Origin of the sequence: Actinosynnema sp. NPDC050436 (assembly GCF_040655415.1) — a bacterium.
Lineage (GTDB): Bacteria > Actinomycetota > Actinomycetes > Mycobacteriales > Pseudonocardiaceae > Actinosynnema.
Window position 1 is genome coordinate 1 of the sequence record NZ_JBFAJV010000026.1, and the last position, 26185, is coordinate 26185.

The 26185-nt window shown below is 71.2% G+C and carries 29 protein-coding genes; 14 read left to right on the forward strand and 15 right to left on the reverse strand.

The annotated features are described in order from the left end of the window. Positions 1–145: 145 nt before the first annotated feature. Entirely contained in the window at positions 146–718 is a 573-nt protein-coding gene (locus AB0I60_RS35845) for a cob(I)yrinic acid a,c-diamide adenosyltransferase (RefSeq protein ID WP_360738271.1), read from the reverse strand. Positions 719–804: 86 nt separating this feature from the next. On the opposite strand from AB0I60_RS35845, the gene murA reads away from it, so the two are divergent. Continuing rightward, positions 805–2079, forward strand: a complete 1275-nt coding sequence (gene murA / locus AB0I60_RS35850) for a UDP-N-acetylglucosamine 1-carboxyvinyltransferase (protein WP_360738273.1) — start codon at positions 805–807, stop codon at positions 2077–2079. Between the two features lie 64 nt (positions 2080–2143). On the opposite strand, the gene AB0I60_RS35855 is transcribed toward murA, so the two are convergent. Continuing rightward, a complete protein-coding gene (locus tag AB0I60_RS35855) occupies positions 2144–2722 on the reverse strand; it encodes a DinB family protein (RefSeq protein WP_360738276.1) in 579 nt (192 codons plus the stop codon). Positions 2723–2762: 40 nt separating this feature from the next. Next, positions 2763–3059: a hypothetical protein gene (locus tag AB0I60_RS35860; RefSeq protein ID WP_360738279.1), complete on the reverse strand. Its 297-nt coding sequence runs from the start codon at positions 3057–3059 to the stop codon at positions 2763–2765. A 92-nt stretch (positions 3060–3151) separates the two neighbouring features. On the opposite strand from AB0I60_RS35860, the gene AB0I60_RS35865 reads away from it, so the two are divergent. Further along, positions 3152–5143, forward strand: coding sequence for a methylmalonyl-CoA mutase family protein (locus AB0I60_RS35865; protein ID WP_360738282.1), 1992 nt, complete (start codon positions 3152–3154; stop codon positions 5141–5143). A 3-nt stretch (positions 5144–5146) separates the two neighbouring features. On the opposite strand, the gene AB0I60_RS35870 is transcribed toward AB0I60_RS35865, so the two are convergent. Next, positions 5147–5665, reverse strand: a complete 519-nt coding sequence (locus AB0I60_RS35870; protein WP_360738284.1) for a cysteine hydrolase family protein — start codon at positions 5663–5665, stop codon at positions 5147–5149. Between the two features lie 71 nt (positions 5666–5736). Between AB0I60_RS35870 and AB0I60_RS35875 the strand changes: the two genes are divergently transcribed. After that, complete coding sequence (locus tag AB0I60_RS35875; RefSeq protein ID WP_360738287.1) at positions 5737–6687, forward strand: helix-turn-helix domain-containing protein; 951 nt, start codon at positions 5737–5739, stop codon at positions 6685–6687. Here the strand turns inward: AB0I60_RS35875 and AB0I60_RS35880 are convergent. Continuing rightward, a complete protein-coding gene (locus tag AB0I60_RS35880) occupies positions 6674–7471 on the reverse strand; it encodes a hypothetical protein (protein WP_360738290.1) in 798 nt (265 codons plus the stop codon). The two genes, AB0I60_RS35875 and AB0I60_RS35880, sit on opposite strands and share 14 nt — an antisense overlap. A gap of 57 nt (positions 7472–7528) precedes the next feature. On the opposite strand from AB0I60_RS35880, the gene AB0I60_RS35885 reads away from it, so the two are divergent. Then, entirely contained in the window at positions 7529–8302 is a 774-nt protein-coding gene (locus tag AB0I60_RS35885; protein ID WP_360738292.1) for an enoyl-CoA hydratase-related protein, read from the forward strand. A 553-nt stretch (positions 8303–8855) separates the two neighbouring features. On the opposite strand, the gene rph is transcribed toward AB0I60_RS35885, so the two are convergent. The 4 genes from rph to AB0I60_RS35905 all read right to left on the reverse strand — a co-directional run bounded on the left by rph (position 8856) and on the right by AB0I60_RS35905 (position 14155). After that, positions 8856–11459: a rifamycin-inactivating phosphotransferase gene (gene rph / locus AB0I60_RS35890; RefSeq protein ID WP_360738294.1), complete on the reverse strand. Its 2604-nt coding sequence runs from the start codon at positions 11457–11459 to the stop codon at positions 8856–8858. Positions 11460–11721: 262 nt separating this feature from the next. Further along, a complete protein-coding gene (locus AB0I60_RS35895; RefSeq protein WP_360738296.1) occupies positions 11722–12237 on the reverse strand; it encodes a GNAT family N-acetyltransferase in 516 nt (171 codons plus the stop codon). Next, complete coding sequence (locus AB0I60_RS35900) at positions 12234–12770, reverse strand: NUDIX hydrolase (RefSeq protein ID WP_360738299.1); 537 nt, start codon at positions 12768–12770, stop codon at positions 12234–12236. The genes AB0I60_RS35895 and AB0I60_RS35900 overlap by 4 nt, the downstream gene beginning before the upstream one ends. 2 nt (positions 12771–12772) lie before the next feature. Beyond that, positions 12773–14155 (reverse strand): amino acid permease, encoded by a 1383-nt coding sequence (locus tag AB0I60_RS35905; RefSeq protein ID WP_360738301.1) that lies wholly within the window; start codon positions 14153–14155, stop codon positions 12773–12775. 56 nt (positions 14156–14211) lie between these two features. On the opposite strand from AB0I60_RS35905, the gene nucS reads away from it, so the two are divergent. Then, entirely contained in the window at positions 14212–14871 is a 660-nt protein-coding gene (gene nucS, locus AB0I60_RS35910) for an endonuclease NucS (RefSeq protein WP_360738304.1), read from the forward strand. A 62-nt stretch (positions 14872–14933) separates the two neighbouring features. On the opposite strand, the gene AB0I60_RS35915 is transcribed toward nucS, so the two are convergent. Then, positions 14934–15107, reverse strand: coding sequence for a hypothetical protein (locus tag AB0I60_RS35915; RefSeq protein WP_360738307.1), 174 nt, complete (start codon positions 15105–15107; stop codon positions 14934–14936). A 111-nt stretch (positions 15108–15218) separates the two neighbouring features. After that, complete coding sequence (locus AB0I60_RS35920; protein ID WP_360738309.1) at positions 15219–15587, reverse strand: hypothetical protein; 369 nt, start codon at positions 15585–15587, stop codon at positions 15219–15221. Positions 15588–15790: 203 nt separating this feature from the next. Here AB0I60_RS35920 and AB0I60_RS35925 point away from each other — a divergent pair, with 203 nt between their 5' ends. The 3 genes from AB0I60_RS35925 (at position 15791) to ribD (ending at position 17801) form a co-directional block, all read left to right on the forward strand. Next, entirely contained in the window at positions 15791–16006 is a 216-nt protein-coding gene (locus tag AB0I60_RS35925; protein ID WP_360738312.1) for a helix-turn-helix transcriptional regulator, read from the forward strand. A 66-nt stretch (positions 16007–16072) separates the two neighbouring features. Further along, positions 16073–17083 carry a hypothetical protein gene (locus AB0I60_RS35930; protein ID WP_360738315.1) on the forward strand — a complete coding sequence of 337 codons (1011 nt, stop codon included), beginning with the start codon at positions 16073–16075 and terminating at the stop codon, positions 17081–17083. Beyond that, positions 17064–17801, forward strand: coding sequence for a bifunctional diaminohydroxyphosphoribosylaminopyrimidine deaminase/5-amino-6-(5-phosphoribosylamino)uracil reductase RibD (gene ribD / locus AB0I60_RS35935; RefSeq protein WP_360738317.1), 738 nt, complete (start codon positions 17064–17066; stop codon positions 17799–17801). Before AB0I60_RS35930 ends, ribD begins: the two co-directional genes overlap by 20 nt. A gap of 153 nt (positions 17802–17954) precedes the next feature. On the opposite strand, the gene AB0I60_RS35940 is transcribed toward ribD, so the two are convergent. Then, positions 17955–18152 (reverse strand): DUF397 domain-containing protein, encoded by a 198-nt coding sequence (locus AB0I60_RS35940; RefSeq protein ID WP_360738319.1) that lies wholly within the window; start codon positions 18150–18152, stop codon positions 17955–17957. Positions 18153–18158: 6 nt separating this feature from the next. Further along, entirely contained in the window at positions 18159–19031 is an 873-nt protein-coding gene (locus AB0I60_RS35945; protein ID WP_360738322.1) for a helix-turn-helix transcriptional regulator, read from the reverse strand. 200 nt (positions 19032–19231) lie between these two features. Between AB0I60_RS35945 and AB0I60_RS35950 the strand changes: the two genes are divergently transcribed. Both AB0I60_RS35950 and AB0I60_RS35955 read left to right on the forward strand, forming a co-directional pair. After that, positions 19232–19549 (forward strand): hypothetical protein, encoded by a 318-nt coding sequence (locus AB0I60_RS35950; protein WP_360738326.1) that lies wholly within the window; start codon positions 19232–19234, stop codon positions 19547–19549. 117 nt (positions 19550–19666) lie between these two features. After that, positions 19667–20353: a hypothetical protein gene (locus AB0I60_RS35955; RefSeq protein WP_360738328.1), complete on the forward strand. Its 687-nt coding sequence runs from the start codon at positions 19667–19669 to the stop codon at positions 20351–20353. Between the two features lie 10 nt (positions 20354–20363). Here the strand turns inward: AB0I60_RS35955 and AB0I60_RS35960 are convergent, their stop codons facing one another. Then, positions 20364–21185, reverse strand: coding sequence for a DNA methyltransferase (locus tag AB0I60_RS35960; protein WP_360738331.1), 822 nt, complete (start codon positions 21183–21185; stop codon positions 20364–20366). A 133-nt stretch (positions 21186–21318) separates the two neighbouring features. Continuing rightward, positions 21319–22029, reverse strand: a complete 711-nt coding sequence (locus AB0I60_RS35965) for a hypothetical protein (RefSeq protein WP_360738333.1) — start codon at positions 22027–22029, stop codon at positions 21319–21321. Positions 22030–22346: 317 nt separating this feature from the next. On the opposite strand from AB0I60_RS35965, the gene AB0I60_RS35970 reads away from it, so the two are divergent. From AB0I60_RS35970 to AB0I60_RS35985, 4 genes are all read left to right on the forward strand, one after another. Continuing rightward, positions 22347–22748: a hypothetical protein gene (locus tag AB0I60_RS35970; protein ID WP_360738335.1), complete on the forward strand. Its 402-nt coding sequence runs from the start codon at positions 22347–22349 to the stop codon at positions 22746–22748. A gap of 281 nt (positions 22749–23029) precedes the next feature. Beyond that, entirely contained in the window at positions 23030–24715 is a 1686-nt protein-coding gene (locus tag AB0I60_RS35975; RefSeq protein ID WP_360738338.1) for a sodium:solute symporter family protein, read from the forward strand. A gap of 11 nt (positions 24716–24726) precedes the next feature. Continuing rightward, positions 24727–24978 (forward strand): hypothetical protein, encoded by a 252-nt coding sequence (locus AB0I60_RS35980; RefSeq protein ID WP_360738340.1) that lies wholly within the window; start codon positions 24727–24729, stop codon positions 24976–24978. A 210-nt stretch (positions 24979–25188) separates the two neighbouring features. Beyond that, a complete protein-coding gene (locus AB0I60_RS35985) occupies positions 25189–26181 on the forward strand; it encodes a DUF3558 family protein (protein WP_360738343.1) in 993 nt (330 codons plus the stop codon). Positions 26182–26185: the final 4 nt, after the last annotated feature.

The window sequence follows — 26185 nt, forward strand, 5'->3', positions numbered from 1 at the left end:
CGTGCAAGCACGCCCTTCGCTTGCACGACCTGGCCAAGGGTGGTTCGCTGGCGCGCGGGCCACACGGGGATGACACGACTCGCTTGGGTGGAGTGTGCGCGGGGCGCGGTCCGGTGAGTGGGCGCGTTGGGTGGGTTGCTGGTTGCTAGGCGTTGCCGCCTGGTTGCCACAGGACGTCGCCGTCGGGGTTGGCGACCCTGGCGAGGATGAACAGCAGGTCTGACAGGCGGTTCAGGTACTTGGCCGGGAGGGTGTTCGTCGCCTCCGGCTCTGCTTCCAGCAGGGCCCACGTGCTGCGCTCCGCTCGCCGGGCGATCGTGCGGGCCTGGTGGAGCAGGGCGGCGCCGGGGGTGCCGCCGTTCAGGATGAAGGACTCCAGCTTGCCGACCCTGCTGTTGTACTCGTCACACCAGCCCTCCAGGCGGTCCACGTAGGGCTGGGTGATGCGCAGCGGTGGGTGCTTCGGGTCCGGGGTCACCGGGGTGCAGAGGTCCGCGCCCACGTCGAAGAGGTCGTTCTGGACCTTGCGGACGACGTCGTGCACGTCTTCCGCCAGGGCTCCCAGGGCCAGGGCCACGCCCAGTGCCGCGTTGGTCTCGTCCACATCCGCGTACGCGGTGATCCTGGGGGACGTCTTCGGGACGCGGGTGAAGTCGCCGAGGCCCGTGGTGCCGTCGTCGCCAACCCGGGTGTAGATCCTGGTGAGGTGAACCGCCATACCGAGCACTGTAGGGGGCTCCGGGCTCTGGCTTGATTCAGTGCGTCCGTACGATGCGTGCGGAACCGACTTGAGGAGTTTCCTTGGTGAGCGAGCACTTCCGGGTCCATGGTGGTGCGCGGCTGGTCGGCGAGGTCGAGGTCGTCGGCGCTAAGAACAGCGTGTTGAAGCTGATGGCCGCTGCGCTGCTGGCGGAGGGCACGACCACCATCACCAACTGCCCGGAGATCCTGGACGTCCCGCTGATGGCGGACGTGCTGCGGAGCCTGGGCTGCGAGGTGACGCTGTCGGGCGACGTGGCCACTATCACCACGCCCGCCGAGCTCAACCACCGCGCCGACTCCGAGGCGATGGGCAAGCTGCGCGCGTCCGTGTGCGTGCTCGGTCCCCTCGTGGGGCGGTGCAAGCGGGCCGTGGTGGCGTTGCCGGGTGGTGACGCGATCGGCTCCCGGCCGTTGGACATGCACCAGAGCGGGCTGCGCAAGCTGGGCGCGCACAGCGAGATCGAGCACGGCTGCGTGGTCGCCGAGGCCGAGGGGCTGCACGGCGCGCAGATCTGGCTGGACTTCCCGAGCGTGGGTGCCACCGAGAACATCCTGATGGCCGCCGTCCTCGCCAAGGGCACCACGGTGATCGACAACGCCGCGCGCGAGCCCGAGATCGTGGACATCTGCGTGATGCTCCAGGAGATGGGCGCGAAGATCGAGGGCGCGGGCACGTCGACGTTGACGGTGCACGGCGTGGAGTCGTTGCGCCCCACCGAACACCGCGTGATCGGTGACCGGATCGTCGGTGCCACGTGGGCGTTCGCCGCCGCCATGACGCGGGGGGACATCACCGTGCGCGGGGTGGACCCGCACCACCTGGACCTGGTGCTGGAGAAGTTGCGGATGGCGGGGGCCGAGGTCACCACGTTCGACGGTGATGGTGGTGGTGCTCAGGGGTTTCGGGTGGTGCAGGGTGGGCGGCCCCAGTCGGTCGACTTCGTGACCTTGCCCTACCCGGGGTTCGCCACCGACCTCCAGCCGTTCGCCATCGCGTTGTCGAGCGTGTCCGAGGGCACCTCGATGATCACCGAGAACCTGTTCGAGGCGCGGTTCCGGTTCATCGAGGAGATGGTCCGGATGAGCGCGGACGCCCGCACCGACGGCCACCACGCGGTGGTGCGCGGGGTGGAGAGGCTGTCCAGTGCGCCGGTGTGGGCGTCGGACATCCGCGCCGGGGCCGGGCTCGTCCTGGCCGGGTTGTGCGCGGACGGCGTCACCGAGGTCTACGAGATCTTCCACATCGAGCGGGGGTACCCGGGGTTCGTGGAGAACCTGCGGAAGCTCGGGGCCACGGTCGATCGCGTGGTGCCGTAGGCACCGGGACGGGTCTTGCCCCTGGTGCGGTGGGCACCGGGGGTGAGAGTGTCGGCGCGGTGGTTCAGGGAGTGGTGAACTTTCGGGCGGTGGCTTCCAGGGTGGCGTGGTAGTTCTCCCACCACCGGGGGTCGCCTTCGGGCATGTTGGCCACGGCGGCCCGGTGGCCGACCTCGCCGTCCACCAGTTCGCGGACGATGTCGGCGTGGCCCGCGTGGCGGTTGGTCTCCGCGATCATGTGGATCATGATCTGGTCCAGGGTCACGGCGCGGCGGTCCTCCGGCCACCACGGGACCTCGCCGGGGGCGTCGGCGGCGAGCGACTCGACCGTGGCGTCCGAGTGGGCCCACACCCGCCGGTAGAAGGCGGTGATGTCCTCCCTCGACTCGGTCTCGGTCGCCCACATGTCCGCGTTCGGCTCCGCGCCGTCCTCCGGGGTGGGGACGTGCTCGGGGTACGGGCGGCCGAAGACGTCGCCCAGGTAGCCGCTCTCCACCGACGCCAGGTGCTTGACCAGGCCCAGCAGGTTCGTCCCGGTCGGGGTGAGGGGGCGGCGGACGTCGTACTCGGACAGGCCGTCGAGCTTCCACAGGACGGCTTCCCGGGCCTGCTTGAGGTAGTGGTGCAGGTGCGCCTTGGTCATCCGGTGATGATGGCAGCGGGGTACGACACTCCCGGCCCGGCTACCTCAGCAGGAGCTTCGCGTTCGCCGCGTCGGCCGGGAAGACCAGCAGGCGGTGCAGGTCGCCCCGGGTGGCGACGGTGGTCTTGATGCCCGCGTCGCGCAGGCGCTGCGCCAGCACCCGGGCGGCCTCGGGGGTGGGCACCACGGCCACTTCGCTGAGCAGGCCGAAGTCGTCTCCGGTGTAATCGGGTACGGCACGCCGGTCGTTGCCGAACGCCCAGCGCAGCAGGAGCGCCAGGACGCCCAGGACCACGACCAGGAGCAGGGTCTGGGTGAGCGCGGTCACGGCGACCATGCTCCTCCAGCACCGATTCAGTGAGCAACGGCACGCCGGCGGCCGTGTTACTCGTCAGTACGCTACGGGGAACGACGTCGGAGGAGGTTGCCGTGCCGTACCCGGCCGACCGTGAGCGCGACCGCCCCTGGGTGATGCGCACCTACGCGGGGCACTCCAGCGCCGCCGCCTCCAACGAGCTGTACCGCCGCAACCTCGCCAAGGGGCAGACCGGCCTCTCGGTGGCGTTCGACCTGCCCACGCAGACCGGCTACGACCCCGACGACGAGCTGTCGCGGGGCGAGGTCGGCAAGGTCGGCGTGCCGGTCAGCCACCTCGGCGACATGCGGCGGCTGTTCGACCGGATCCCGCTCGGCGAGGCGAACACGTCGATGACGATCAACGCGACGGCCATGTGGCTGCTCGCGCTCTACGTCAGCGTCGCCGAGGAGCAGGGGGCGGACCGGGCCGCGCTGTCCGGCACCACCCAGAACGACATCATCAAGGAGTACCTGTCCCGGGGCACGTACGTGTTCCCGCCGGGGCCCAGCCTGCGGCTGATCACCGACATGGTCGCGTGGACCGTGACGAACGTGCCGAGGTGGAACCCGATCAACATCTGCTCGTACCACCTCCAGGAGGTCGGCGCGACGCCCGCGCAGGAGATCGCCTACTCGATGTCGACCGCGATCGCCGTGCTCGACTCGGTGTTCGACTCCGGCCAGGTGCCGGAGGAGCGGCGCGGCGAGGTGGTCGCGCGGATGTCCTTCTTCGTGAACGCGGGTGTGCGGTTCGTGGAGGAGATGTGCAAGATGCGGGCGTTCGTCCGGCTCTGGGACGAGATCACCCGCGACCGGTACGGCATCGAGAACCCCCGGCACCGGCGCTTCCGGTACGGCGTGCAGGTCAACTCGCTGGGGCTGACCGAGGCGCAGCCGGAGAACAACGTGCAGCGGATCGTGCTGGAGATGCTCGCGGTCTCCCTGTCGCGCGACGCGCGGGCGCGGGCGATCCAGCTCCCCGCGTGGAACGAGGCCCTCGGTCTGCCCCGGCCGTGGGACCAGCAGTGGGCGTTGCGGATGCAGCAGGTGCTGGCCTACGAGACGGACCTGCTGGAGTACGACGACCTGTTCGAGGGCTCCGCGGTGGTGGAGGCCAAGGTCGAGGAGATCCTGTCGGGCGCGCGGGCCGAGATCGACCGGGTGCAGGCGATGGGCGGCGCGGTCGCGGCCGTCGAGTCCGGGTACATGAAGTCGGCGCTGGTGTCGTCGCTGGCCGAGCGGCGGCGGCGGGTCGAGTCCGGCGAGGACGTGGTCGTCGGCGTCAACCGGTTCGCCACCACCGAGCCCTCGCCGTTGCAGGCGGAGGGGGCCAAGGCGATCGAGACCGTCGACCCGGTCGTGGAGCAGCACGCCGTGGCGGCGATCCGGGAGTGGCGGGCCGGGCGGGACGGCTCCGCCGCGTCCGCTGCGCTGGAGGAGCTGCGGGCGGCGGCCAAGACCGACCGGAACCTGGTCGAGGTGACCATCGCGTGCGCCAAGGCCGGTGTCACGACGGGGGAGTGGGCGTCCGCGCTGCGCGCCACCTTCGGCGAGTACCGCGCGCCCACCGGGGTGTCCTCGGCGTCCGCGTCCGGTGAGGCCGGCGCGGAGATCGCGCGGGTGCGCGAGCGGGTGCGGGTCACCGGCGAGGAGCTGGGCGAGCGGCTGCGCGTCCTGGTCGGCAAGCCCGGCCTGGACGGGCACTCCAACGGCGCGGAGCAGGTCGCGGTGCGCGCCCGCGACGTCGGGTTCGAGGTGGTGTACCAGGGCATCCGGCTCACGCCCGCGCAGATCGTCGCGGCGGCCGTGCAGGAGGACGTGCACGTCGTCGGGCTGTCCGTCCTGTCCGGCTCGCACCTGGAGGTCGTGCCCGCCGTGGTGGACGGGCTGCGCGCGGCCGGCGCGGGCGACGTGCCGGTCGTCGTCGGGGGCATCGTGCCGCCCGACGACGCCGACCAGCTCCGGCAGCGCGGCGTCGCCCGGGTGTTCACGCCCAAGGACTACGAGCTGACCCAGATCATGGACGAGATCGTGTCCGTGGTCCGCGAGGCCAACGGGCTGTAGGGGCTAGAGGAAGTCCTTCGTGGACGCGATCTCGGCGAAGCCGCCCGCGCGCAGGTTCGTCGCGGTGGCCCGGTACAGCTCGTCGGCGGTGAAGTCCTCCACGCCGAAGGTGAAGGTCGCGTCCAGGACCACCTGCACCCGGTAGCCGAGGTTCCCGGCGACCCGCGCGGTGGTCTCCACGCACATGTTGGTCTGGATGCCCGCCAGCACGATGTCGGTGATGCCCCGGTTGGTCAGCCACGCGTGCAGGTCGACCTCGCCGTGGAAGGCGGAGTTCACCTCCTTGGCGAACACGAGGTCCGGCACGGCGCCGTCCAGCTCGGGCTTGAACCGGTTGCCCTCCTGGCCGGGGCTGAGCGAGTAGCCCGGCGCGGAGTCGTGGCGGACCAGCACCAGCGGGCCGGTCCACGCGCCGAGGAGGGCGGCGATGTTGGCCTCGGCGTCGGGGTTGTTGCGGGTGCCCCAGGTGGGGGAGTCGAAGCCGCGCTGCACGTCGATGAGGATCAGGACCCGGTTCGTCATGCGTCGATCGTGGCGGGGCGGGGGTGGCGCGGGGGAGTGGCAGAACCGGCGCGATCCGGTACTTTCCTGCCATGCTCACCGTTGGCGTGCTGGTCCTGCCGGGCAGCCGGGCGTTCGACCTCTCGGTGGTCGGCGAGGTCTGGGCGGTGCCCCGGACCGACTCGGGCGTGCCGCCGTTCGAGGTCCGGGTGTGCGCGCCCGGGCGGGTCGCCACGCCCCTCCAGCCGCTCGGTGCCGTGCCCGCCACGCACGGGCTGTCCGGGCTGCGCGGGTGCGACCTGGTCGTCGTGCCGGGGCGGGTGGACCCGTTCGCGGAGGTGCCGGGGTCGGCCGTCCGCGCGCTGCGCGCGGTCGACGGCATGGTCGCGGCGCTGTGCTCCGGGGCGTTCACCCTGGCCGAGGCCGGGATGCTGGACGGGCGCGCGGCCACCACGCACTGGCGGCTGCTCGACGACCTGGAGCGCCGGGCACCGAAGGCGACCGTGCTGCGCGACGTGCTGTTCGCCGACGAGGGCGACGTGCTGACCTCAGCCGGCGTGGTCGGCGGGCTGGACCTGTGCCTGCACCTGGTGCGCCGGGCGCACGGCGCGGACGTGGCCGCCGCCCTGGCCCGCCGGCTGGTGATGCCGCCGACGCGCGAGGGCGGGCAGCGGCAGTACGTCGACCCGCCGCTGCCGCACCGCGCCGGGCGCGGCGGGCTGTCGTCCACTGTGGACTGGGCGGTGGCCCGGCTCGCGGAGCCGATCGGGGTCGCCGACCTCGCCGGGCACGCCGGGCTGAGCGAGCGGACGTTCCACCGGGCCTTCCTGGCCGCGACCGGCAGCACGCCGGGCCGGTGGTTGCAGGCCCAGCGCGTGCTGCTGGCGCAGCGCCTCCTGGAGACCACGGACCTGACCGTGCACCGGGTCGCCGAGAGGTCCGGGCTGGGCACCGCCGCGAACCTGCGCCGGCGGCTGCGCGCCGAACTCGGGGTCGCGCCCGACGCCTACCGCCGCACGTTCCGGGTCCCTACCGCGTCGTGACGGCGACGACGCCGCCGTCCTGGTCGACCAGCAGCCGCCCGCCCAGCGGGTCGGCCAGCCGCACCCGGTAGGGCTGGGTCGTCACGGCCAGCGTGCGCGCGCACTCCCCGACGTGCCCGACCGTCCGCACGCCGACCGTGACGGTGTCGGCCGACTCCCGCACCACGGCCTCGTTGCGGGCGGGCTCGTCGCCGGGGCACGGTGAAGGGGCGCTCGGCATCGACACCACCAGCTCGCGGTCATTCGTGCTCGCCTCGCCGGTCGTGACGGCGGGCCGGACCTCGCCGGGCCGCCAGAACGCGCCGGGCTCCGGCGCGGGCCACGCGAGCACGCTGCCCGCCTCCGTGGTGAACAGCCAGGCCGGTGCCGTCCACGGGCCGCGATCGGTCGGGAACTCGGCCGTGCCGAACTCGACGGCGACCAGCTTCGACGGCGGTGTGCTCGGCGTGGTGGTGGTCCTGGGCCGCGTCAGCGCGCTCAACGCGTCCGCCGACCCGATCAGCGGCAGGGTGGCCTGCGCGCCGTCGGGGAGCGTGACGGGGGCGGCCGGCGGTGCGTCGGCGTGCTGCCCGGTGAAGTCGAGCCGGCCGGCGAGCACGTCGACCTTGTCCTCACCCCGCAGCCCGCCGACGACCTGGACGAGGTCGCCGATCACCACGACCGGCCGGGGCGACCGGGCCACCGGGAAGGTGGTGCCGACGTCCGGCGCGTGCTGCACCCCGGCGTCGCCGCCGGACGCGCAACCGGCCAGCAGACCCACCAGGGCGAGCACGCGCAGTCTCATGCCCCGAGGACGGAGCGCGGCGCGTGCCCGGTTGCACGGCCGACTACGGTCGTCGACATGGCCGAATACCAGCACATCCGCGTCGAACCGGCGGACGGGGTCGTGCGCGTCACGATGGACCGCGCCGGGAAGCGGAACTCGTTGTCCGCCGAGCACCTGGCGGAGCTGCTGGCGGCGTTCCGCGCCGTCGCGGCGACCGACGCGGTCGGGGTCGTCCTGGCCGGCGAGGGCCCGGTGTTCTCGGCCGGCCACGACTTCGCCGACGTCGCCGCCCGCGACCTGGAGGGCGTGCGGGACCTGCTGACGCTGTGCACGGACCTGATGCGCACCATCGAGTCAGTGCCCCAGGTCGTCATCGCGCGGGTGCACGGCCTGGCCACCGCCGCCGGCTGCCAGCTCGTCGCCTCCTGCGACCTGGCGGTCGCGTCGGAGGACGCCGGGTTCGCGCTGCCGGGCGGCAAGGCCGGCTGGTTCTGCCACACGCCGGCGGTGCCCGTGGCGCGGGCCGTCGGGCGCAAGCGCCTCATGGAACTGGCGCTGACCGGTGACGTCATCGACGCGCGCACCGCCGAGCGGTGGGGGCTGGTGAACCGGGTCGTGCCGGCCGACGAGCTGGACGCGGCGGTGGCCGACCTGATGGGCCGGGCCACCCGGGGCAGCCGGGCCAGCAAGGCGTTGGGCAAGCAGACCCTCTACGCCCAGCTGGACCGGCCCGAGGCGGACGCGTACGCCATCGCCGTGGAGGTGATGGCCGCCGCGTCCCAGACGCCCTCCGCCAAGGAGGGCATGGCGTCGTTCCTGGAGAAGCGCCCGGCCGACTGGACCGACTAGCGCGTGTTCCAGGTGTGGCGCAGCCAGGTGGTGATGCGGCGAGGTCGATGGTGGCCTGGTAGCGGACGGCAAGGGCCGGGACCGATGCGCGGCGCCGAGATCTGCTCGGCCACCGGCACGAACTGCGGGCTGTCGCCCCGCTGCCCGGCGGAGGGCAGCAGCGACAACGGCCGGCGTCCCTGGTCGCAGGTCAGGTGCAGCTTGCCGGTCCAGCCGCCACGCGACCGCCTCAGCCCGTGGTGGTCGGGCACGGTCCCGCCTGTACCGGTGTCGGGCGGTTCGACCTGCCGAACCCCTGTTTCCGCGCCCCGGCGGAGTGCGGTGGGCGGCCCGGCCTGGCACCGACGGGCAGCAGCGGTTGCAGCACCACCCACTGCGCATCGGTCAGGTCGGCCCGCTCCGCCGCCGTTTACGCCGGCCACGAAGTCTCCGGTACAGCGGTTCTGCTCGGTCGCCAACCCACCCACCGGAGACCTCGCCTCGTCTCCGTGCACGACACGTCCACACTCGCACCAGCTGTGAACCACGGACCAGCCCGTCCGGGCGCCGGGCGTCACGTCGTGGGCAGCACCTCGACGTACCCGTCGGTCCCGTGCACGCGGATGCGCTGCCCGTCCTGGATCAGGCGGGTGGCGCCCTCGACGCCGACGACGGCCGGCAGGCCGTACTCGCGCGCGATCACCGCGCCGTGGGTCATCAGGCCGCCGACCTCCGTGACCAGGCCCGCGATCGCCACGAACAGCGGTGACCAGCTCGGGTCGGTGTGCGCGGTGACCAGGATGTCACCGGGTTCCAGGTCGGCCTGCGCCACGTCCGGGATGACCCGGGCCCGCCCCTCGACGGTGCCGGCGGACACCGGCAGGCCGACCAGCGCGCCGGCCGGCAGGTCGTCCCGCCGGTACGACCCGGCGACGGCCTCGCCGTCCGACGTGAGCACCCGCGGCGGCGTGAGCGCTTCGTGGGTCGTGAACGCCTCCCTGCGCCGCCGGACCAGCTCCGCGTCGACCCGGTTCGTGCGCACGGCCTCCTGGAACTCCTGGAACCGCAGGAAGAAGACGTCCTCGGCGTGGTCGAGCACGCCGGCCCGCACCAGCCGCGCGGCCTCGCCCAGCAACGCCCGCTTGTACAGGGCGTAGCGGCAGACCATGTTGTACTTCGGGTACTCCCGGTACCCCGCGAAGGTTCGCACGCGGTCGATCATCCGCTTGGTCTCGTCGGCCTTGCGGTCCCCGTCCGGCAGCGCGCGCAACCGCTCCAGGACCTCCTGCTCCTTCTGCCACGCCTCCTGCCGCCCCTGCTCGAAGCGGCGTTCGCCGGCTCCCGGCCCGAAGTTCTTCACGTTGGTGAGGATCATCGGCAGCAGGGTGGCCGGGCGCTCGCTCCACCGCGTCCGGGTGATGTCGATCTCGCCGACGCAGCGCATCCCGTACTCGTCCAGGTAGGCGCGGATGGCGTCGCGGGCCTCGGGCCCGCCCTCCAGCCCGTTCATCCCGGCCAGGAAGTCGTCGCCCTCCGCGTCGTGCAGGAACGCGACCACTTCGGGGTGCGGGCGGATCGCGTCCGCGACGTCGAGCAGCGCCAAGCCCATCTCCGACGTGACGTTGTGGGGCACGGACAGGGTGAGCGTGTCGGCCGCGTTCTTCTCGCCCAGCCAGTCCAGCAGCCGGTCGTTGAGCCACCACGCCGCCTGCATCCCGGCCATGATCACCTCGTGGCTCCGGGGGGCGAACAGGACCCGCCGCAGCTCCTGGATGTCGGCCACGATGAAGTCGAACAGCTCCGGGCCCGACTGCGCGCGGATGTCCCGCGCCAGCGCTGCCACGGACGCCTGACCCTGCTCGACCAGCTCGGTGACGATGGCCGGGTCGGTCTCCACCGTTGCCGGCTCGACGCCGGGGACCTGGTAGGCGGGGGCGTCCTCCTCCGGCGGCGGGAGGAAGCCCTCGCGCTCCACGACCGTGCGCAGCGCGTCCCCGATCAGCGGATCGGACTTGCCGACCATGCCCATCAGACCCGCGCGGCTCGCGGGCGACGCCAGCATCCGCGTCACGTCCACGAACAGCCTGCTGCCGGCCTCCGCCATGGGGCGCGGGGTCGTCAACTGCCACACGGACAGCCCCAGCGGCTTCATGGCGTCGGTCATCATCTGCTGGTGGCCCACGGAGACGTAGACGTGGTTGTCGTGGTCGTCGGTCTCCGGGACGGGGAACAGCGTGGTGATCGGCCGGCTCTGGACCACCTGGAAGTCGTCGCCCACGAGGCACCACTCGACGTCCTGGGGCCGGCCGAAGTGCGCCTCGACCCGCCGGCCGAGCCGCACCAGCCGCACGACCTGGTCGTCGGTGAGCGCCGGCTGTTCCCGCAGCGCCGGCTCGACCGCCTGGTCGCGCGTCCCGCCGGTCGGCGCGGCCACGACGGCGACCTCCTTGGTGGCGATCGACCGGGCGACGACCCGGTCGTCCCGCACCTGGTAGCCGTCGGCGTTCACCAGCCCGGAGACGAACGCCTCGCCGAGGCCGAGGGTGGCCTCCACGGAAGCGACCTTGCGGTTGGACGTGACGGGGTCGGCCGTGAACAGCACGCCCGCCGCGCGCGGGAAGACCATCCGCTGCACGACCACGGCCATGTGGACCGCGCGGTGGTCGAACCCGTTGCGCAGCCGGTAGGACACGGCCCGCTCGGTGAACAGCGAGGCCCAGCACCGGCTGACGTGGTGGAGGACCGCCTCGGGCCCCACGACGTTGAGGTAGGAGTCCTGCTGGCCCGCGAAGGAGGCCGTCGGCAGGTCCTCCGCCGTGGCGCTCGACCGGACCGCGCAGGCGGTCCGGTCACCGAGCCGGGCCAGCGCGCCGGTGACCGCCGCCGCCACGTCGTCGGGGACGGCGATGCCCTCGACCGTCCGCCGGACCTCGGCGCTGCCCGCCCGGATCGCCTCCCGGTCGTCCGGGTCCAGCCGCGACAGCCGGTCCAGCTGTTCTTCGATCGACGGCACGTCCCGCACGGCCCGGCGGAAGGCGTCCACCGTGACGCAGAACCCGGCCGGCACCCGGACGTCCCCGCCGATCCGGAGGAGCTCCCCCAGGTGCGCCCCCTTGCCGCCCACGACGTCGACCTGCGTCCGGTCGATCTCCTGGAGATCGAGCACGTAGCTACCCAACCGTTCACCTTCTCCATCTGCGGTTTCGGCTTCGGCGGGAGATTCTGCGGCACACCGGGGGTCTTGCCACAAGACCCCCGGTGTGCTATATGTTCACCATGGCAGGGAGAGTGGTTTCTCCTTGCCTTCGTCATTTCTCGCGGCGGCTCGCTGAAGGCCGTCTCCCTCGGTGCCGGCAGCCGGCGAAGCACGAGGTCATCGGCGCGACGGGACTGCCGTCACGCCGACCGCCCGGTCGGCGTGACGCTCCCGTCGCCGGGTGTCAGACCTTCTTGTAGAACAGCGTGGTCGGCCGCAGGCCGCCGGTCGGGGCGGACGAGTAGTCCGGGATCACGCCCACCTCGGTCCAGCCCGCCGCGCGGTACAGGGCCTCGGCGGGCGAGCCGGTCTCGGTGTCCAGGGTCAGCAGGCTCGCGCCCCGGTCCGCCGCGCCCTTCTCGGCGGCGGCCAGCAGGTCCCGCCCCAGCCCGGCGCCCCGCGACCGGCGCAGCACCATCAGCTTCGCCACCTCCGCGCGGTGCGCGCCGTTCTGGGTCGAGCTGAACCCGACCTGCACGGTGCCCTCGACGCGCCCGTCGACCCGGGCCACCCACACCGCCAGCACGCCGTTGGCCACGGCCGCCGCCCGCGCCCGCCACCACGACACCGCGTGCGGCCGGGGCAGCGGCGCCAGGAAACCGACCGACGCGCCGTCCGCCACCGCGTCGACCAGGACGTCCGCCAGCTCCTCCGCGTCCGCCAGGACGTCGGCGGACAGCAGCTCCACCACGTCCCTCACGGCTGCGCGTTCTCGTGCAGCAGGAGCAGCGTGTACGCGGCGATCGACTGCGCGTCGGTGATCTCGCCGCGCGCCACCATCGCCTCGAACTCCGCGCGCGGGAACCACGCCGAGCGCATGTCCTGCTCCTCGTGCTCCCGCTCGTGGAACCCCTCGGTCAGCCCGGTCGCCAGGAAGACCCGGCCGCGCTGGCTGGACATGCCCGGCGCGACGTCCAGCAGGCCCAGCTCGACCAGCCGCCCGGCGCGCAGGCCGGTCTCCTCGCGCAACTCCCGCGCGGCCAGCGCGAGCGGCTCCTCGGCGGCGCGCTCCGGCGCGGTGCCCTGCGGGAACTCCCAGCGCCTCAGGCCCAGCGGGTACCGGAACTGCTCGACCAGCCGCAGGCGCTCGCCGTCCAGCGGGATGACCAGCGCGTAGTCGGGCTTGTCGACCACGCCGTAGATGCCGGTCGTGCCGTCGGCACGCCGGATCGGGTCCTCGCGGACCGTCATCCAGGGGTTCGCGTACACCTCACGCGATCCGAGGGTTTCCACGTTCATTCTCCCTGCGCCGGCGCTGGGGCCAGCTTCGAGTGGCGTCGTCCGTAGGCGAAGTACACCACCAAGCCCACCACGGACCAGATCCCGAACGCCAACCACGTGGCGGGGGCGAGCCCGGCGACCAGCAGCACGCACATGCCCAGCCCGAGCAGCGGCACCACCGGCACCCACGGCGTGCGGAACCCGCGCGGCAGGTCCGGCCGGGTGCGCCGCAGCACGATCACACCGATGTTGACCAGGCCGAACGCCACCAGCGTGCCGATGCTCGTGGCCTCCGCGAGCTGCCCCAGCGGCACCAGCGCGGCCAGCACCGCCACCACCACGCCGACGATCACCGTGTTCGAGGTCGGCACCCGGCGCGCGCCGACCCGCGAGAACACCCGGGGCACCAGGCCGTCGCGGGACATCGCCACGAGCACCCGCGTCTGTCCGTACAGGACGGTCAGCACCACGGACGCGATCGCGACCACCGCGCCGGCCGACAGGACCGTCGCGGGCCAGGTCTGGTCGGTGAGCTGCCGCAGCACGGCGGCCAGCGACGCGTCCGAGCCCTCCAGCACGCCCACCCCGGCCGCGCCCACGGCGGTCAGCGCGACCAGCACGTACACCACGGTCACGATCGCCAGGGAGATCACGATGGCGCGCGGCAGGTCCCGCTGCGGGTTCTTGGCCTCCTCGCCGGCCGTGGACGCCGCGTCGAACCCGATGAACGAGAAGAACACCAGCGACGCGGCCCCGGTGATGCCCGCGACCCCGGCCGGCGCGAACGGCGCGAGGTTCCCGGCCTGGAACCCGAACACCGCGACCACCACGAAGAACAGCAGCACCAGGACCTTGAGCGCGGTCGTCACGGTGGTGACCGCCGCGCTCTCCCGCACCCCGCCCAGCAGCACGCCCGTGGCCAGCAGCACCACGACCGCCGCCGGCAGGTTCACCACCTCGCCGGACAGCGCGGCGGGCAGCTGGACGCCCAGCGTGGCGTCGAGGAACGCGTTGAGGTAGCCGCTCCACCCCACCGCCACGGCGGCGACGGACACGCCGTACTCCAGCAGCAGGCACCACCCGCACACCCACGCGACCAGCTCGCCCAGCGTCGCGTAGGTGTAGGAGTAGGCCGACCCGGCGACCGGCACCGCGCCCGCCAGCTCGGCGTAGGACAGCGCGGAGAACAGCGCGGCCAGCGCGGCGACGGCGAACGAGACGGCGACCGCCGGCCCGGCCACCGGGGCCGCCTGGCCGAGGACCACGAAGATGCCGGTGCCGAGCGTCGCGCCGACCGACAGGGCGACCAGCGGCACCAGCCCGAGCGTGCGGCGCAGGGAGGTGTGCTCGCCGTCGCCGGTGAGCTGGTCGACGGGTTTCGTGCGCAGGAGTGACACGGCGCTCGACGGTACCTGCCGGTGGTACCCCGCTCGCACCCCGTAGCCTGTCGGCCGTGCGCCTCGTCATCGCTCGCTGTCAGGTCGACTACGTCGGACGCCTCACGGCCCATCTCCCGATGGCCCAGCGCCTGCTGCTGATCAAGGCGGACGGCTCGGTGTCCATCCACTCCGACGACCGGGCGTTCAAGCCGCTGAACTGGATGAGCCCGCCGTGCTGGCTGATCGAGGACCCGGACCTGTGGGTCGTGCAGAACAAGGCCGGCGAGAAGCTGGTCATCACCATGGCCGAGGTGCTGCACGACTCGAAGCACGAACTGGGCCCGGAACCGGGCCTGGTGAAGGACGGCGTCGAAGCCGACCTGCAGAAGCTGCTGGCGGAGCACGTGACGACCCTCGGCGACGGCTGGACCCTGGTCCGCCGCGAGTTCCCCACCCCGATCGGCCCGGTCGACCTGATGTGCCGCGACGCGTCCGGCGGCTCGGTGGCGGTGGAGATCAAGCGCCGGGGCGAGATCGACGGCGTGGAACAACTCACCCGCTACCTGGACCTGCTCAACCGGGACCCGCTGCTCGCCCCGGTGCAGGGCGTGTTCGCGGCCCAGCAGATCAAGCCCCAGGCCCGGACGCTGGCCGAGGACCGGGGCATCCGGTGCGTGGTGCTGGACTACGACGCCCTGCGCGGCATCGAGCCGGACGAGTTCCGGCTGTTCTGAGCCGTCGGGGTGACCGGTGTGCTGCCGGTGACCTTCTGCTGCCGAGTCGCTCTGCGGGCCGTTCAGCCCTGCTCTCCGGTGCTCTCCGGTGCGCCGGTCACCCACACCAGGTGCGTCCGCACGTCACGTGAGCCGGTCGGGATCTCGAAGAGCTGCCGTGCACGCTCCGGGCTCTGCGAGACCAGGTGGAAGTCACCTGAGACCGAGGTGACGTCGGCGTGGTCGGGGTAGGCCAACCCGTAGGCCGCGACGCGGCCGTCCCCTGCTCGCCGTACTCCTCCACGATGGCGAACAGCCGTGGAGCCTGCTCTTTGGCGATCACGCGCAGGAGATCAACGGACCTCTCGTCACACCAGGCGGCAGCAGGTGCGGCCGGCGACTCCTCCTCCGCACAGCCCGGTGCTGCGGTCAGTAGTTCGGTCGGTTTTGTCGTGGTCGACATGAGAGTGTCCTTCTCGTTTTGCTGGAACAGCAGGTTGAGCAGCGAGACGCCGGCCAGTCCCAACCTCGAACAGATCTCCGAATGTCATCGGTGCGAGGGCGACCAGTGCGCCGGCGATGAACGCGGCTCCAGGTTGGAGGTTGCCGCTGCGCACCCTGCCGATCGTGGAGCGGTTGACTCCCATCGCATGAGCCAACGCGTAGTCCGACGCGAAGCCCGCCAATGTGGCTGCGCGCTCGAACATGGTTATGCGCAGCTTCACGGTGTACGGCATCGGCGGTGTGATTCCTTCAGAATCGGGAGCGCTGTGGCTGGAATGTGCAAGGTTGCTGACACCTGGCGCTGGTGCCCGTGACAAGGGTGGGCGTCAGACCGTTCGGGCGGAGTCGCCTGAAAAGGGGGCCATAGGGCGAGGAGCGGCCAGAAGTAGGGGCCACAATGGTGACGTCCCACCTACTCACGCGTCAGGATGGTCGTATGCGCGAGCCGACGAGCATCGGGGACCTGCTGCGCCGTCTCCGCGCCGGAGCTGGGCGTTCGCAGAGCGAGCAAGCCGACGTGCTGTCCGAACGCGCCGGTCGTGCGGTCACTCGCAATGAGGTGTCCCGCTGGGAGACCGAGAAGCGGATGCCGACGCCGTACTGGCAGCAGCATTGCGCCGACAGCTTCGGCATTCCCGTGGGCATTGTGTAGCGAGCGGTTGCGGCTGCCAAGGCCGAACGTCGGCTTGAACAGCGAGAGCGCCACGGAGGAGATGACGTGCAGCGGCGTAGGTTCATCGGCGCAATAGCGGGCCTGGCGGTCTCCCTGCCCGGTACCGGCCTCGATCTGCCGGCGCCAACTGGTCGTGGCGCTGTAGACCCGCAGGTCATCGATCACTTCATCAGGCTGCGAGATGCGCTGGTGTCTGCCGACAGCCTGCTCGGGCCGGGAGATCTGGTGCGCTCCGCGAGTGAGCAGGTCGGTGCCATCGCAGAGCTGTACGAGCGGATCGAACTTCGTTCTCGGGGACGACTGTTCGAGGTCGGCGCTCTGTTCGCGGAGTTCAGCGGGTGGCTTGCTGATGACCTCGGGGATTTCGGGACCGGTAGGGCGTGGTCGAGCAAGGCGCTGGAGTGGGCGCACTCGTCGGGCAACCCGGACATAGCAGCTTTCGTCCTGATGCGCATGAGCCAGCAAGCCCAGTTCCTCGGTGAGCGGGCACCAGCCGTCGCGCTCGCGCAGGCGGCGGTCCGCTACGAAGGGCAGGTAGCCGGCTCACACGTTCGAGCAGCTGTCCACCAACAGGCCGCCCACGCCGCCGCGCTCGATGGTCAGGAGCGTGCGGCTCTCGACTGCATGGACCGCGCCCAAGCCTTGGCGGATGCCGCTCAACCGACCGATGACCCGTACGTGCTGGGTAGCTACTGCACATCCAGCTACGTGGCCGTGCAGCGAGCGGCGGTGTTCAGCACGCTGGGCGACCACCGGCGAGCCTTGGACGAGTACGACCACGTCATGCAGCAGTGGCCCCGGTCGTTCCACCGCGAGCGCGGCTTGCACCTGGCGCGTCGCACCGTGGTCGCGGCGCGAGCCGGCCTTCCGGAGGCCGCCTTGGAGAGTGGCACCGAAGCGTTGAAGATCGCTCGTGACACCCAGTCGCGCCGGACGGTTCGGGAGTTGAAGACCAGCGTCGGGCTTATGCTCCGATGGCGGGCGCTTCCCAGCGTCGACGAGTTCATCCGTGCGGTGACGAGCGAAGGGGGCTCGGGTGGCAGCGCTCAGCGTTGACGAGCTGGTCGGCCGGGACGAGTGGGATCACGTCATCGTGACGCAGCGGCGTCCCTTCGTGGTCTACAAGTTCGCCGCCACCCTGGACGGTCGGATCGCCGCACAGGACGGCACCAGCCAGTGGATCACCAGCGCCGAGAGCCGTGCCGAAGTCCACCTGCTGCGCGCCGGTTGTGACGCGACGGTCGTCGGTTCCGGCACCCAGCAGGCGGACAACCCCAACCTCGCCGTGCGCGGCAACGACGATCCCCGGCTCGACCTGTCGATCGTGGACGACCCGGAGCGGCAGCCGTTGCGGGTGGTGATCGACAGCAACGCCAAGACGCCGCGCGACGCCAACGTCTGCAACGACGCCGCACCCACGCTCATCGTGGTGGCCGAGGACGCCGACTCCGCACACCTCGACGGAGTGGTCGACGTGCTGCGGGTCGAGCGAGCCGGTCGCGGGCTCGACCTCCGAGCTGTCCTGGCCGGTCTCCTGGAGCGGGGTGTGCGGGCGGTCTTCCTCGAAGGTGGGCCGACCTTGGCGGGCAGCTTCATCGCGCAGGGCCTGGTGGACCGGGTGGTGAACTACGTGGCTCCCGCGCTGCTGGGCTCGGGCAAGAGCGGCTTGGAGGACGCGGGCATCCGCAGCATGTCCGACATCCTGCGCCTGGAACTGGTCCACGTGGCCCGGTCCGGGAGCGACGTGCGGTTGGTGTCGCGGCCGGTGCGGTGAAGTGATCGCTTCTGCTGTCACGGATTCGGTGTGCGTCCGTCGGGCGGATCGCCGGCCTGTGGGTTTCCGAGCGGTTGCGCGGGTAGTGGGGAAGAGCCCGCCCCGGTGCGTTCGGTGGCGGGCTCTTCCGTCGGAGACCTGCGGGTACGCCGGTCAGCGACGCGCGGCGTCCACGGTGCCGACGAACGCGCTCCACGCGCGAGGCGTGAAGACCAGCGCTCCACCGGCCGGGTTCTTCGAGTCGCGGGCGGCAGTCGAGCCCGCGACGAACGCCACCTCGACGCACGCGCCGTTACCGCTGCTGCGCGAACTCTTCCGCCACGTCACGCCCGACAGATCAACTTCACTCATCCGTATCTACCCTCCCTTCCGTGCTCGCTCTTGGGCGATCTCGGCGATCAACGCCGCCGAATCGTTGGGACTCAGGGCCACGGCCACCAGGTTGTCGAAGATCGAGCGGTAGCGGCGGATCTCTGCGTCGGACTCCAGGAAGAGGTCGCCGGCCATGCTGTCGATGTAGACGAGGTCCATGTCCATCGGGTCTTCGAATTCCACCAGGATGAACTGCCCGGGCATCCCGGGGTGCGCGCCCGCTCCGAAGGGAATCACCTGAACGGTGATGTTGGGAGCCTTCGTCACCTCGACCAAGTGCCGGAGTTGCTGCTGCATCACCCGGGAGCCGCCGACCACCCGGCGTAGCGCGGCTTCGTCCACGACCGCCCAGAACCTGAGCGGCTTGCTCTTGGTGAGAACGCCTTGGCGCTGGATGCGCGCACGAACGCGGTCTTCGACCTCGCCCTCGGTCGCGGTCGGCAGGACGCCCCTGATCACCGCGCGGGCGTAGTCCTCGTCCTGGAGCAGGCCCGGGATGAACGACGTCTCGTAGTTGCGGACGCCCAGCGCCTCGTCCTCGAAGCTGATGTAGGCCGTGTACTCCTCCGGCAGGTCGGAGTGGTACGGCCGCAGCCAGCCCTGTTGCCCGGCGTCGCGCAGGAGCGCCACGAGGTAGTCGCGCTGTTCCGCAGGCGCTTCGTACAGGGCGACCAGGCTCATCAGGGTGCGCTTCTGCGGTCGCGCCCTCGCCGTCTCGATCCGGTAGAGCGTGGTGGTGTTGATGCCGGTCTGCTCGGCGACGTCTTCCCTGCTGAGGTCTGCGCCGCTGCGGAGGCGGCGCAGCTCGGCCGCCAACCGGCGAAGCCGGACGGTGGGCGGCTGCTTCTTCTGCGGCACGGCGTCGATCCTTCCTCATCCCCTTCGGCAGGGGCCACGCAAGTGTGGCCGTCGTCCACGTGGTGTTCAAGCTGATGGCGAACGCCACGCCGTAGAACGCAACGATTGCGTTCTACGGGTTGCAAGGGCATCCTTGCAGGCGGCGGGGTGATCCGTCTTGGCACCCCGGGCACGGGGCCACACAGGGAGAGGAAGAGCGCGTGACCGAGCTGGTCGGAATCGAGCAACCACCGGGGATCGCGGACGCCTTCGCCGCCCTGGTGCGTGAAGTGGCCTGGGAAGGCGCTCCGCGCCTGTTCGCCCTCGTGGAGGAGTACGGCCACGGCGAGGATGCCCGTGTCGCGGGCTACGGGTTGGCATACGACGACCACGCCGAGGTGAACTCGGTGGAAGGCGACTTCCCGCTGAGGTCCCCGAGCCCGGATCGCGCACGAACCGTTTTCGAGACCAGTTCCCGGTCTGCGGGGGTCCGGCGCGTGCACGTGGTGTGGTGGGACGGGGCACCGCAGGCCCGGTGAGGGCCTGGCCTGCCGGCTGCGCCAGGGTGTCCGGCACGGCTGCCGCCGTCGTACCGGGGCCGCTACTCTTAGTGGCTCGCGAGGGTGGGTCGGCGGCTGCGAACGGGGCGTCAGGACGTGGGGTTCTTAGAGGACTGGGATCTCAGCTACGACGAGATCAACGAGCTGCTCACCGACAACCCGAGCCTTCGCTCGTTCGTCATGGGGTACGCGGCCGAGGTCAAGTGCCGCACCATGTACTTCCACGGCCACCCGGACGTCACGGGCATCTACAAGCCGGACGACCACGATCGCACCGAGAAGGGTGATCTGATCATCACCTACCGGGGGCAGCGGTTCGCGGTCGAGGTGAAGAGCATCCAGACGGTGAGCATGAGGGCGCGCAAGCGCAGCGGGAGGGTCGAGCCCTTCTACCAGTGCGACGCCAGCGACCGGCGCGAGGTGATCTTCGCGGACGACACCTCGGTCGAGACGACGGCGCTCCTGGTCGGTGAGTTCGACGTCGTGGCCGTCAACATCCACGCCTTCACGGGTAAGTGGGACTTCGTGTTCGCCAAGAACGAGGACCTGCCCACCATGGAGGGCGCGACCCGGGGCGCAGCCCGGAACTACACGCCCTACCAGCAGCAGAACCTGATCAGGACGAGCATCGCCATCGACCTCGACCCGGGCGAGCCGTACGTCCGCGACCCCTTCGTGCTGTTCGACCAGATCATCGAGGAGCGGGCGCGCGGTGTGGCCCCCGTGCAGGAAGCCGTGATCCTGGAGAAGGAGGACGCCCAGACCGTGCTGGACCTGCGGTGAGGGCGGCGGCCTAGAAGAGCCCGCCCGACGTCCCGTGCGCTTCGGGCGGGGACGCCGAGGTGGTGACCTCGTCCGGCCACGGCTCGATGGGCTTGAGCCCCATCTCCCTGACCTCGGTCCCGGTGGGCCTGATCCGCTTCGGGTGCTGGGGGTTCCGCTTGACGAACACCAGGAAGTACGAGTGGTTCTTCCGCGCGTGCTCCTGCTTCAGCATCCGCACGACCCCCGGCTTGTTCGGCCGGGTCACGACGAACAGGTCCTTGCAGTAGAAGTCCTCGGCCAGTTCGTTGATGATCTCGACGTGCGTGAGGCGCTGGCGGTTCGCGGACACCTCGTCCTGGCACTTCACGATGAACACGCCGTAGTTGCGCAGCACGCGCTTCGCTTCCCAGGCGGCTTTGAAGTACAGGTCGAGCACGGCGTCGTGCCACTTCGGCGCACCCTCGACCTGCTCGGTGGCCTGGCTGTCGCTGTAGCGCTCCCGGAACGCGGTGTGCGTGCCCGAGCCGGCCATGTGCCCGGTGTCCTTGCGGAACAGGCCCTCCATGTACGGCGGGTCGAGCACGAGGGCGTCGATCGAGCCGTCCTCGTAGGGCAGGTCGCGGCAGTCCACGCCCATCTGGATGTCGGTGGCCCGCACGTCGTACAGGCCGTCCGGCACCTGGCTCCAGAAGGCGCCCTTGCCCCAGGTCACGTCCGCGACGGTCGAGCCGACCGGCACGAACATGCGCAGGACCTGGCGGAACACGGGGGCGTTCAGGCCGACGTAAGAGCTGAGGATGACGTCGGTCGTCGCCTGGCCGTCAGGGCGCTTGCGGGGCTGCTTGTTCACGGTGTCCACCTCGGGTAGAGGACTTGCGCGTGACATCCTAGCCGGCGACCGAGTCAGGCGCGGTTGTCGCAGGTCACGTGGCTGGACCGTCGAACGGAACGGTCCACTGTGGACAGGTCCCGGAAGGCTGGAGTCAGTTGTCCCGATCCAGCACGGCCAGTGCGCCCTCCACGTGCGCGTTCACGGTGTCCAGCGCGTCCTGCCACACCGGGGGCACCGCCTGGACGTGGGTGGACGCTGTGGCGGTCGTGAGCCGGGTCTCCAGGTGGGCGATGTGCTGCTCCCGGAGGTGGCGCTCCTGCTCGGCGGTGATCAGGGCGTCGAGCTGCCCCACCTTCGCGTGCGCCTCGCGGAGCTGCCCGGCGACGTCCCGGACCACGGCCCGCACCCCGGCCAGCTCGTCGGCCCTCGCGGTGACCAGGTGGTCCAGCTCGGCGTAGGGCGCGGACTCGCGGAGCAGCAGGTGCTGGTCGGCGGTGCCCAGCAGCAGGAGCGCCGCCTGCCACACCGCCGAGTGGGCGTCGTGCAGCTTGTCGGCGGTCAGCCAGCCGGTGCGGGCGGCCTGGCTGGACCACAGCGCGTCCAGGTGCTCGGCCAGCTCGCGCACCACCTCGCGGCTCTCGGCGGGCAGGGTGCGGAAGTGCGCGGCGGTGATCTCGCCGAGCCGCCAGTTCGGGCCGAGGGCCTTGCGCGCCCGCCGCTTCGCGCTGCGGTGGCCTGCCACCGGCGTGGCCGCCGCCAGCAGCACCATCGCCACGGCACCCGGCGCCCCGAACAGCACGGCCAACGGCCAGAAGACGACCAGGCACACCAGTCCCGCCGGGACCAGCAATAGCGGGTCCATTCGGGCGATTCGCAACCCGACCGACTGTTTCGGCGGTTCCAGCACCGCCCACGAAACGGAATCGCCGTGCGGGGAGCGGGAGAGGCGCACCGGTCGCCGACTGTCCACGAAGCCTCCGGGTCGACCTGTCGAAACGGCCCGCCGGGCGGGTCCGCACGGCACGCCCGAGGTTATTCGAGATGGTCTCACAACTCTTTCCCGCAGTCGGCGCGCGGCACCCCGGCGGGTGACCGGACCGAGTACGCCGTTCGGCCGCGTCGCGGCGCGGAATCGGCGATATACGCTGGCTGCCCGGTGAATCGACGTGGGGAGGCAACGTGCCTGGCCGAAGACCCCGGTTCCTCCTCGCGCCGCTCGCGGTGCTGCTCGTGGTGGGTGCGGCCTGCGAGTCCGAGCCGCCGACGAGCCCGGTGCCGGTGGCCGCCGGCAGTTCCACCTCCGCACCCGCCGCCGCCCAACTCGTGGCCCAGCCGAAATCCGCCAAGGCGGGTGACGAGGTGCGGCTCAGCGGTGAGGGATATCCCGCCAACAGTCGAGTCGTGTTCACCTTCCACGGGCAGCGGGTCGGTGACGCCACCACCGACGGAGCAGGTCGGTTCGCCGGGGTGTTGGTGAAGGTGCCCGATTCGTTCCGCACTTCCGCACCCGGCACCCAATTCGTGATCGGCGCGACTTCGGGACCGTTCTACGCCGAGACCCCGTTCGTGCTCACCCGCTGATCCGCGCACCTCTCCTCCCGGCCCTCCCGGACCGGTCCCCGCGCACGTCGGCCGGTGCCACGATCGCGTGGAGTTGCCCGCCTCCCGCGCCGCCGACGTGATCGCCTCCCGGTGGCGCGCGGACCTGCTCCGAGGCCCCGGGGCACCGGCCGCACCGGGTGGTTTGAGCCCGGGTAGTTCAGATCGGCGAAGACGCCCCGGTTGCACTACGGTCAGCATGATCGCCTGTGGGTTGGTGTCCGGTGTTGTTCGACCTTGTTTGAACAGGGAGGTGGGCGACGGTGCCCGTGCTCGCCGAGGCGGATCTCCGGCTGGACGCCGGTCCGCTCGACTACGCGCTGCTGGCCCTCTACTTCGCGTTCGTCCTCGGTATCGGCTTCCTGGCGCGGCGCTCGGTGTCGTCGAGCCTGGACTTCCTGCTCTCCGGGCGCTCCCTGCCCGCCTGGGTGACCGGCCTGGCGTTCATCTCCGCGAACCTCGGCGCGATCGAGCTGCTGGGCATGGCCGCGAACGGCGCGCAGTACGGCATGGCGACCGTGCACTACTACTGGATCGGCGCGATCCCGGCCATGGTGTTCCTCGGCCTGGTGATGATGCCGTTCTACTACGGCTCCAAGGTGCGCAGCGTCCCCGAGTTCCTGCGCCGCCGGTTCGGCAAGGGCGCGCACCTGGTGAACGCGATCAGCTTCGCCGTCGCCCAGGTGCTGATCGCGGGCGTGAACCTGTACGCGCTGGCGTTCCTGCTCAACCTGATGCTGGGCTGGCCGATCCCGCTGTCGGTGGTCATCGCCGCCCTGATCGTGCTCACCTACACCACCCTCGGCGGCCTGTCGGCGGCGATCTACAACGAGGTGCTCCAGTTCTTCGTGATCGTCGCCGCGCTGCTCCCGCTGACCTTGGTCGGCCTGCACAAGGTCGGCGGCTGGCAGGGCCTGGTGGACAAGGTCACCGCCGGGCCGGGCGGGGCCGAGCAGCTCTCCGCGTGGCCCGCGACCGAGCTGACCGGCATCCAGAACCCGGTGCTCAGCGTGATCGGCATCGTGTTCGGGCTCGGGTTCGTGCTCTCGTTCGGCTACTGGACGACGAACTTCGCCGAGGTGCAGCGCGCGCTGTCGGCCAAGAGCATGTCCGCCGCCCGGCGCACGCCGATCATCGGCGCGTACCCGAAGGCGTTCATCCCGTTCGTGGTGATCATCCCGGGCATCATCGCCGCGCTGGTCGTGCCCGAGATGCAGGCGCTCAAGGCGGGTGACGACAGCTCCGGCATCGTCTACAACAACGCGCTGCCCGCGCTGATCGGCGAGCTGCTGCCCAACGGGATGCTCGGCATCGCCATCACCGGCCTGCTGGCGTCGTTCATGGCGGGCGTCGCGGCGAACGTGTCGTCGTTCAACACCGTCTTCACCTACGACCTGTGGCAGGACTACATCCGCAAGGACCGCCCGGACGAGTACTACCTGCGGATCGGCCGGCTGGCCACGATCGGCGGCACGCTGGTCGCCATCGGCACGGCGTTCCTCGCGGCCGGCTACGGCAACATCATGGACTACATCCAGGCGTTGTTCTCGTTCTTCAACGCGCCGCTGTTCGCCACGTTCATCCTGGCGATGTTCTGGAAGCGGATGTCGGCGGCGGCGGGCTGGATCGGCCTGGTCGCGGGCACGCTCGCGGCCGTGCTGGTGTTCGTGCTCGCCGAGACCGGCGTGCTCGACCTGCCCGGCCAGGGCGCGAGCTTCGTGGGCGCGGGCGCGGCGTTCGCGGTCGACATCGTGGTCAGCGTCGCGGTCACCCTGGTCACCCGGCCGGTGCCGGAGGAGCGGCTGGTCGGCCTGGTCTACAGCCTCACGCCGAAGGAGTCCCGCCGGCACTCGGCGACCGGCGACGACGCGGGCTGGTACCGCTCGCCGCTGCTGCTCGGCATCGGCATCCTGGCGATCACCGCCGTGCTCAACATCATCTTCGGCTGAGGGAGGTCGTCGTGGCGCACAAGGCCGGTCTGTTCGACCTGCGACTGGTGATCGCGGTGCTGTTCGGGATCTACGGCGTGGTGCTGGCGGTGGTCGGGCTCGGCTTCACCGACGAGGCCGACCTCGCCAAGTCCGACGGGCTCAACATCAACCTGTGGTCCGGCGTCGGCATGGTGGTGCTGGCGGCGCTGTTCGCCGCCTGGGGGCTCCTGCGGCCGATCGTGGTGCCGGACGAGGCGGAGAAGGCCGCCGGGAACGCCTAGCGGCGCGGGTAGACGGGGTTGAACGCCTCGACGGTCCAGCTGTCGAAACGGCGGATGGCGCGGCGGATGCGGACGCGCAACTCGGTGCTCCTCTCGTAGGGGGTCACCCGGTACAGCGCGTCGATCTTCTGAATCGTTCCCGATGGGCTTGGTGAGCCCGAACACAGGGTTCCCGACCCGAATGGGCGAGTCGGTCGCTACCGTGCAACCGTGCCCCGCCTCGTCGCCGCCCTGTGCTCGCTCCTGCTCGTGTCCGCCTGTGCCGGCACGGACCTCGCCAAGCACAAGCCCTACCCGCGCCACACCGTCCAGGCGAACGCGGAGAACACCACCGAGACGACCGGGGCGCAGCCGACCAACGTGCCCGACGGCCAGCCGGCCGACCCGGCGTTCGCCGCCGACAAGCTGCGGCTGACCGACCCGTGCAAGTTGCTCGACCGCGAGGTCCTCAAGACGCTGGGCACGCCCGCCGAGGTGACCCCGACCGGGTTCAGCCGGTGCTCGGACTTCATGAAGGACAAGAACGGCAAGGACCTGGCGGTCACCGTCGAGATCGGCCAGACCATGACCACCGAGCTGAAGAACGCCGACAAGCAGCTCGCCGGGCTCAAGAGCTACGAGCAGACGCTCGACACCAGCGCGTGCTTCGTCTCGGTGATCACCCAGGAGAAGCCGGCGCTCGGGCTCACCGTCCAGATCGGCTACAAGGAGGGCGACGCGTGCGCGCCCGGCCGCAAGGTGGCCGAGTCGGTGGTCAAGCTGCTCAAGGAGCGGGTCGCGCTGAAGTCCCCGCCGAAGGACTCCCTGGTCACGCTGGACCCGTGCGCGCTGGTCGACAAGGGCGTGGTGGAGGCGGCGGTCGGCGCGACCAGCCGCACCTACCCGTACGGGCTGCACAACTGCTCGTGGGTGGCCGACGGCAAGGAGGTCACCCTCGACATGCGGTCCACGTTCGTCCCGGCGGACCGCAAGTTCGACGCCAAGCAGGTCGACGCCGACCTGGGCGGCGTGCCGGGCTACCAGTTGGAGAGCACGGGAGCGTACCCGTCGTGCTCGGTGAAGTGGGTCCAGCGGCTCAACACCGGTGAGGAGGGCGAGATCGTCGAGGTCAAGGCGGCCGGTCCGAAGAAGTCCGAGTTCGACCGGTGCGCGGTGGCCGTGGCCTTCGCCAAGGGCGTCGTGCCCAAGATCCCCAAGGGCTGAACGG

What these genes read in the sequence shown, in the direction of transcription:
- AB0I60_RS35845 (WP_360738271.1), bottom strand. Translation starts at nt 718, where the DNA reads ATGGCGGTTCACCTCACCAGGATCTACACCCGGGTTGGCGACGACGGC.
- AB0I60_RS35855 (WP_360738276.1), bottom strand. Translation starts at nt 2,722, where the DNA reads ATGACCAAGGCGCACCTGCACCACTACCTCAAGCAGGCCCGGGAAGCC.
- AB0I60_RS35860 (WP_360738279.1), bottom strand. Translation starts at nt 3,059, where the DNA reads ATGGTCGCCGTGACCGCGCTCACCCAGACCCTGCTCCTGGTCGTGGTC.
- AB0I60_RS35870 (WP_360738284.1), bottom strand. Translation starts at nt 5,665, where the DNA reads ATGACGAACCGGGTCCTGATCCTCATCGACGTGCAGCGCGGCTTCGAC.
- AB0I60_RS35875 (WP_360738287.1), top strand. Translation starts at nt 5,737, where the DNA reads ATGCTCACCGTTGGCGTGCTGGTCCTGCCGGGCAGCCGGGCGTTCGAC.
- AB0I60_RS35880 (WP_360738290.1), bottom strand. Translation starts at nt 7,471, where the DNA reads ATGAGACTGCGCGTGCTCGCCCTGGTGGGTCTGCTGGCCGGTTGCGCG.
- AB0I60_RS35885 (WP_360738292.1), top strand. Translation starts at nt 7,529, where the DNA reads ATGGCCGAATACCAGCACATCCGCGTCGAACCGGCGGACGGGGTCGTG.
- AB0I60_RS35920 (WP_360738309.1), bottom strand. Translation starts at nt 15,587, where the DNA reads ATGCCGTACACCGTGAAGCTGCGCATAACCATGTTCGAGCGCGCAGCC.
- AB0I60_RS35925 (WP_360738312.1), top strand. Translation starts at nt 15,791, where the DNA reads ATGCGCGAGCCGACGAGCATCGGGGACCTGCTGCGCCGTCTCCGCGCC.
- AB0I60_RS35940 (WP_360738319.1), bottom strand. Translation starts at nt 18,152, where the DNA reads ATGAGTGAAGTTGATCTGTCGGGCGTGACGTGGCGGAAGAGTTCGCGC.
- AB0I60_RS35965 (WP_360738333.1), bottom strand. Translation starts at nt 22,029, where the DNA reads ATGGACCCGCTATTGCTGGTCCCGGCGGGACTGGTGTGCCTGGTCGTC.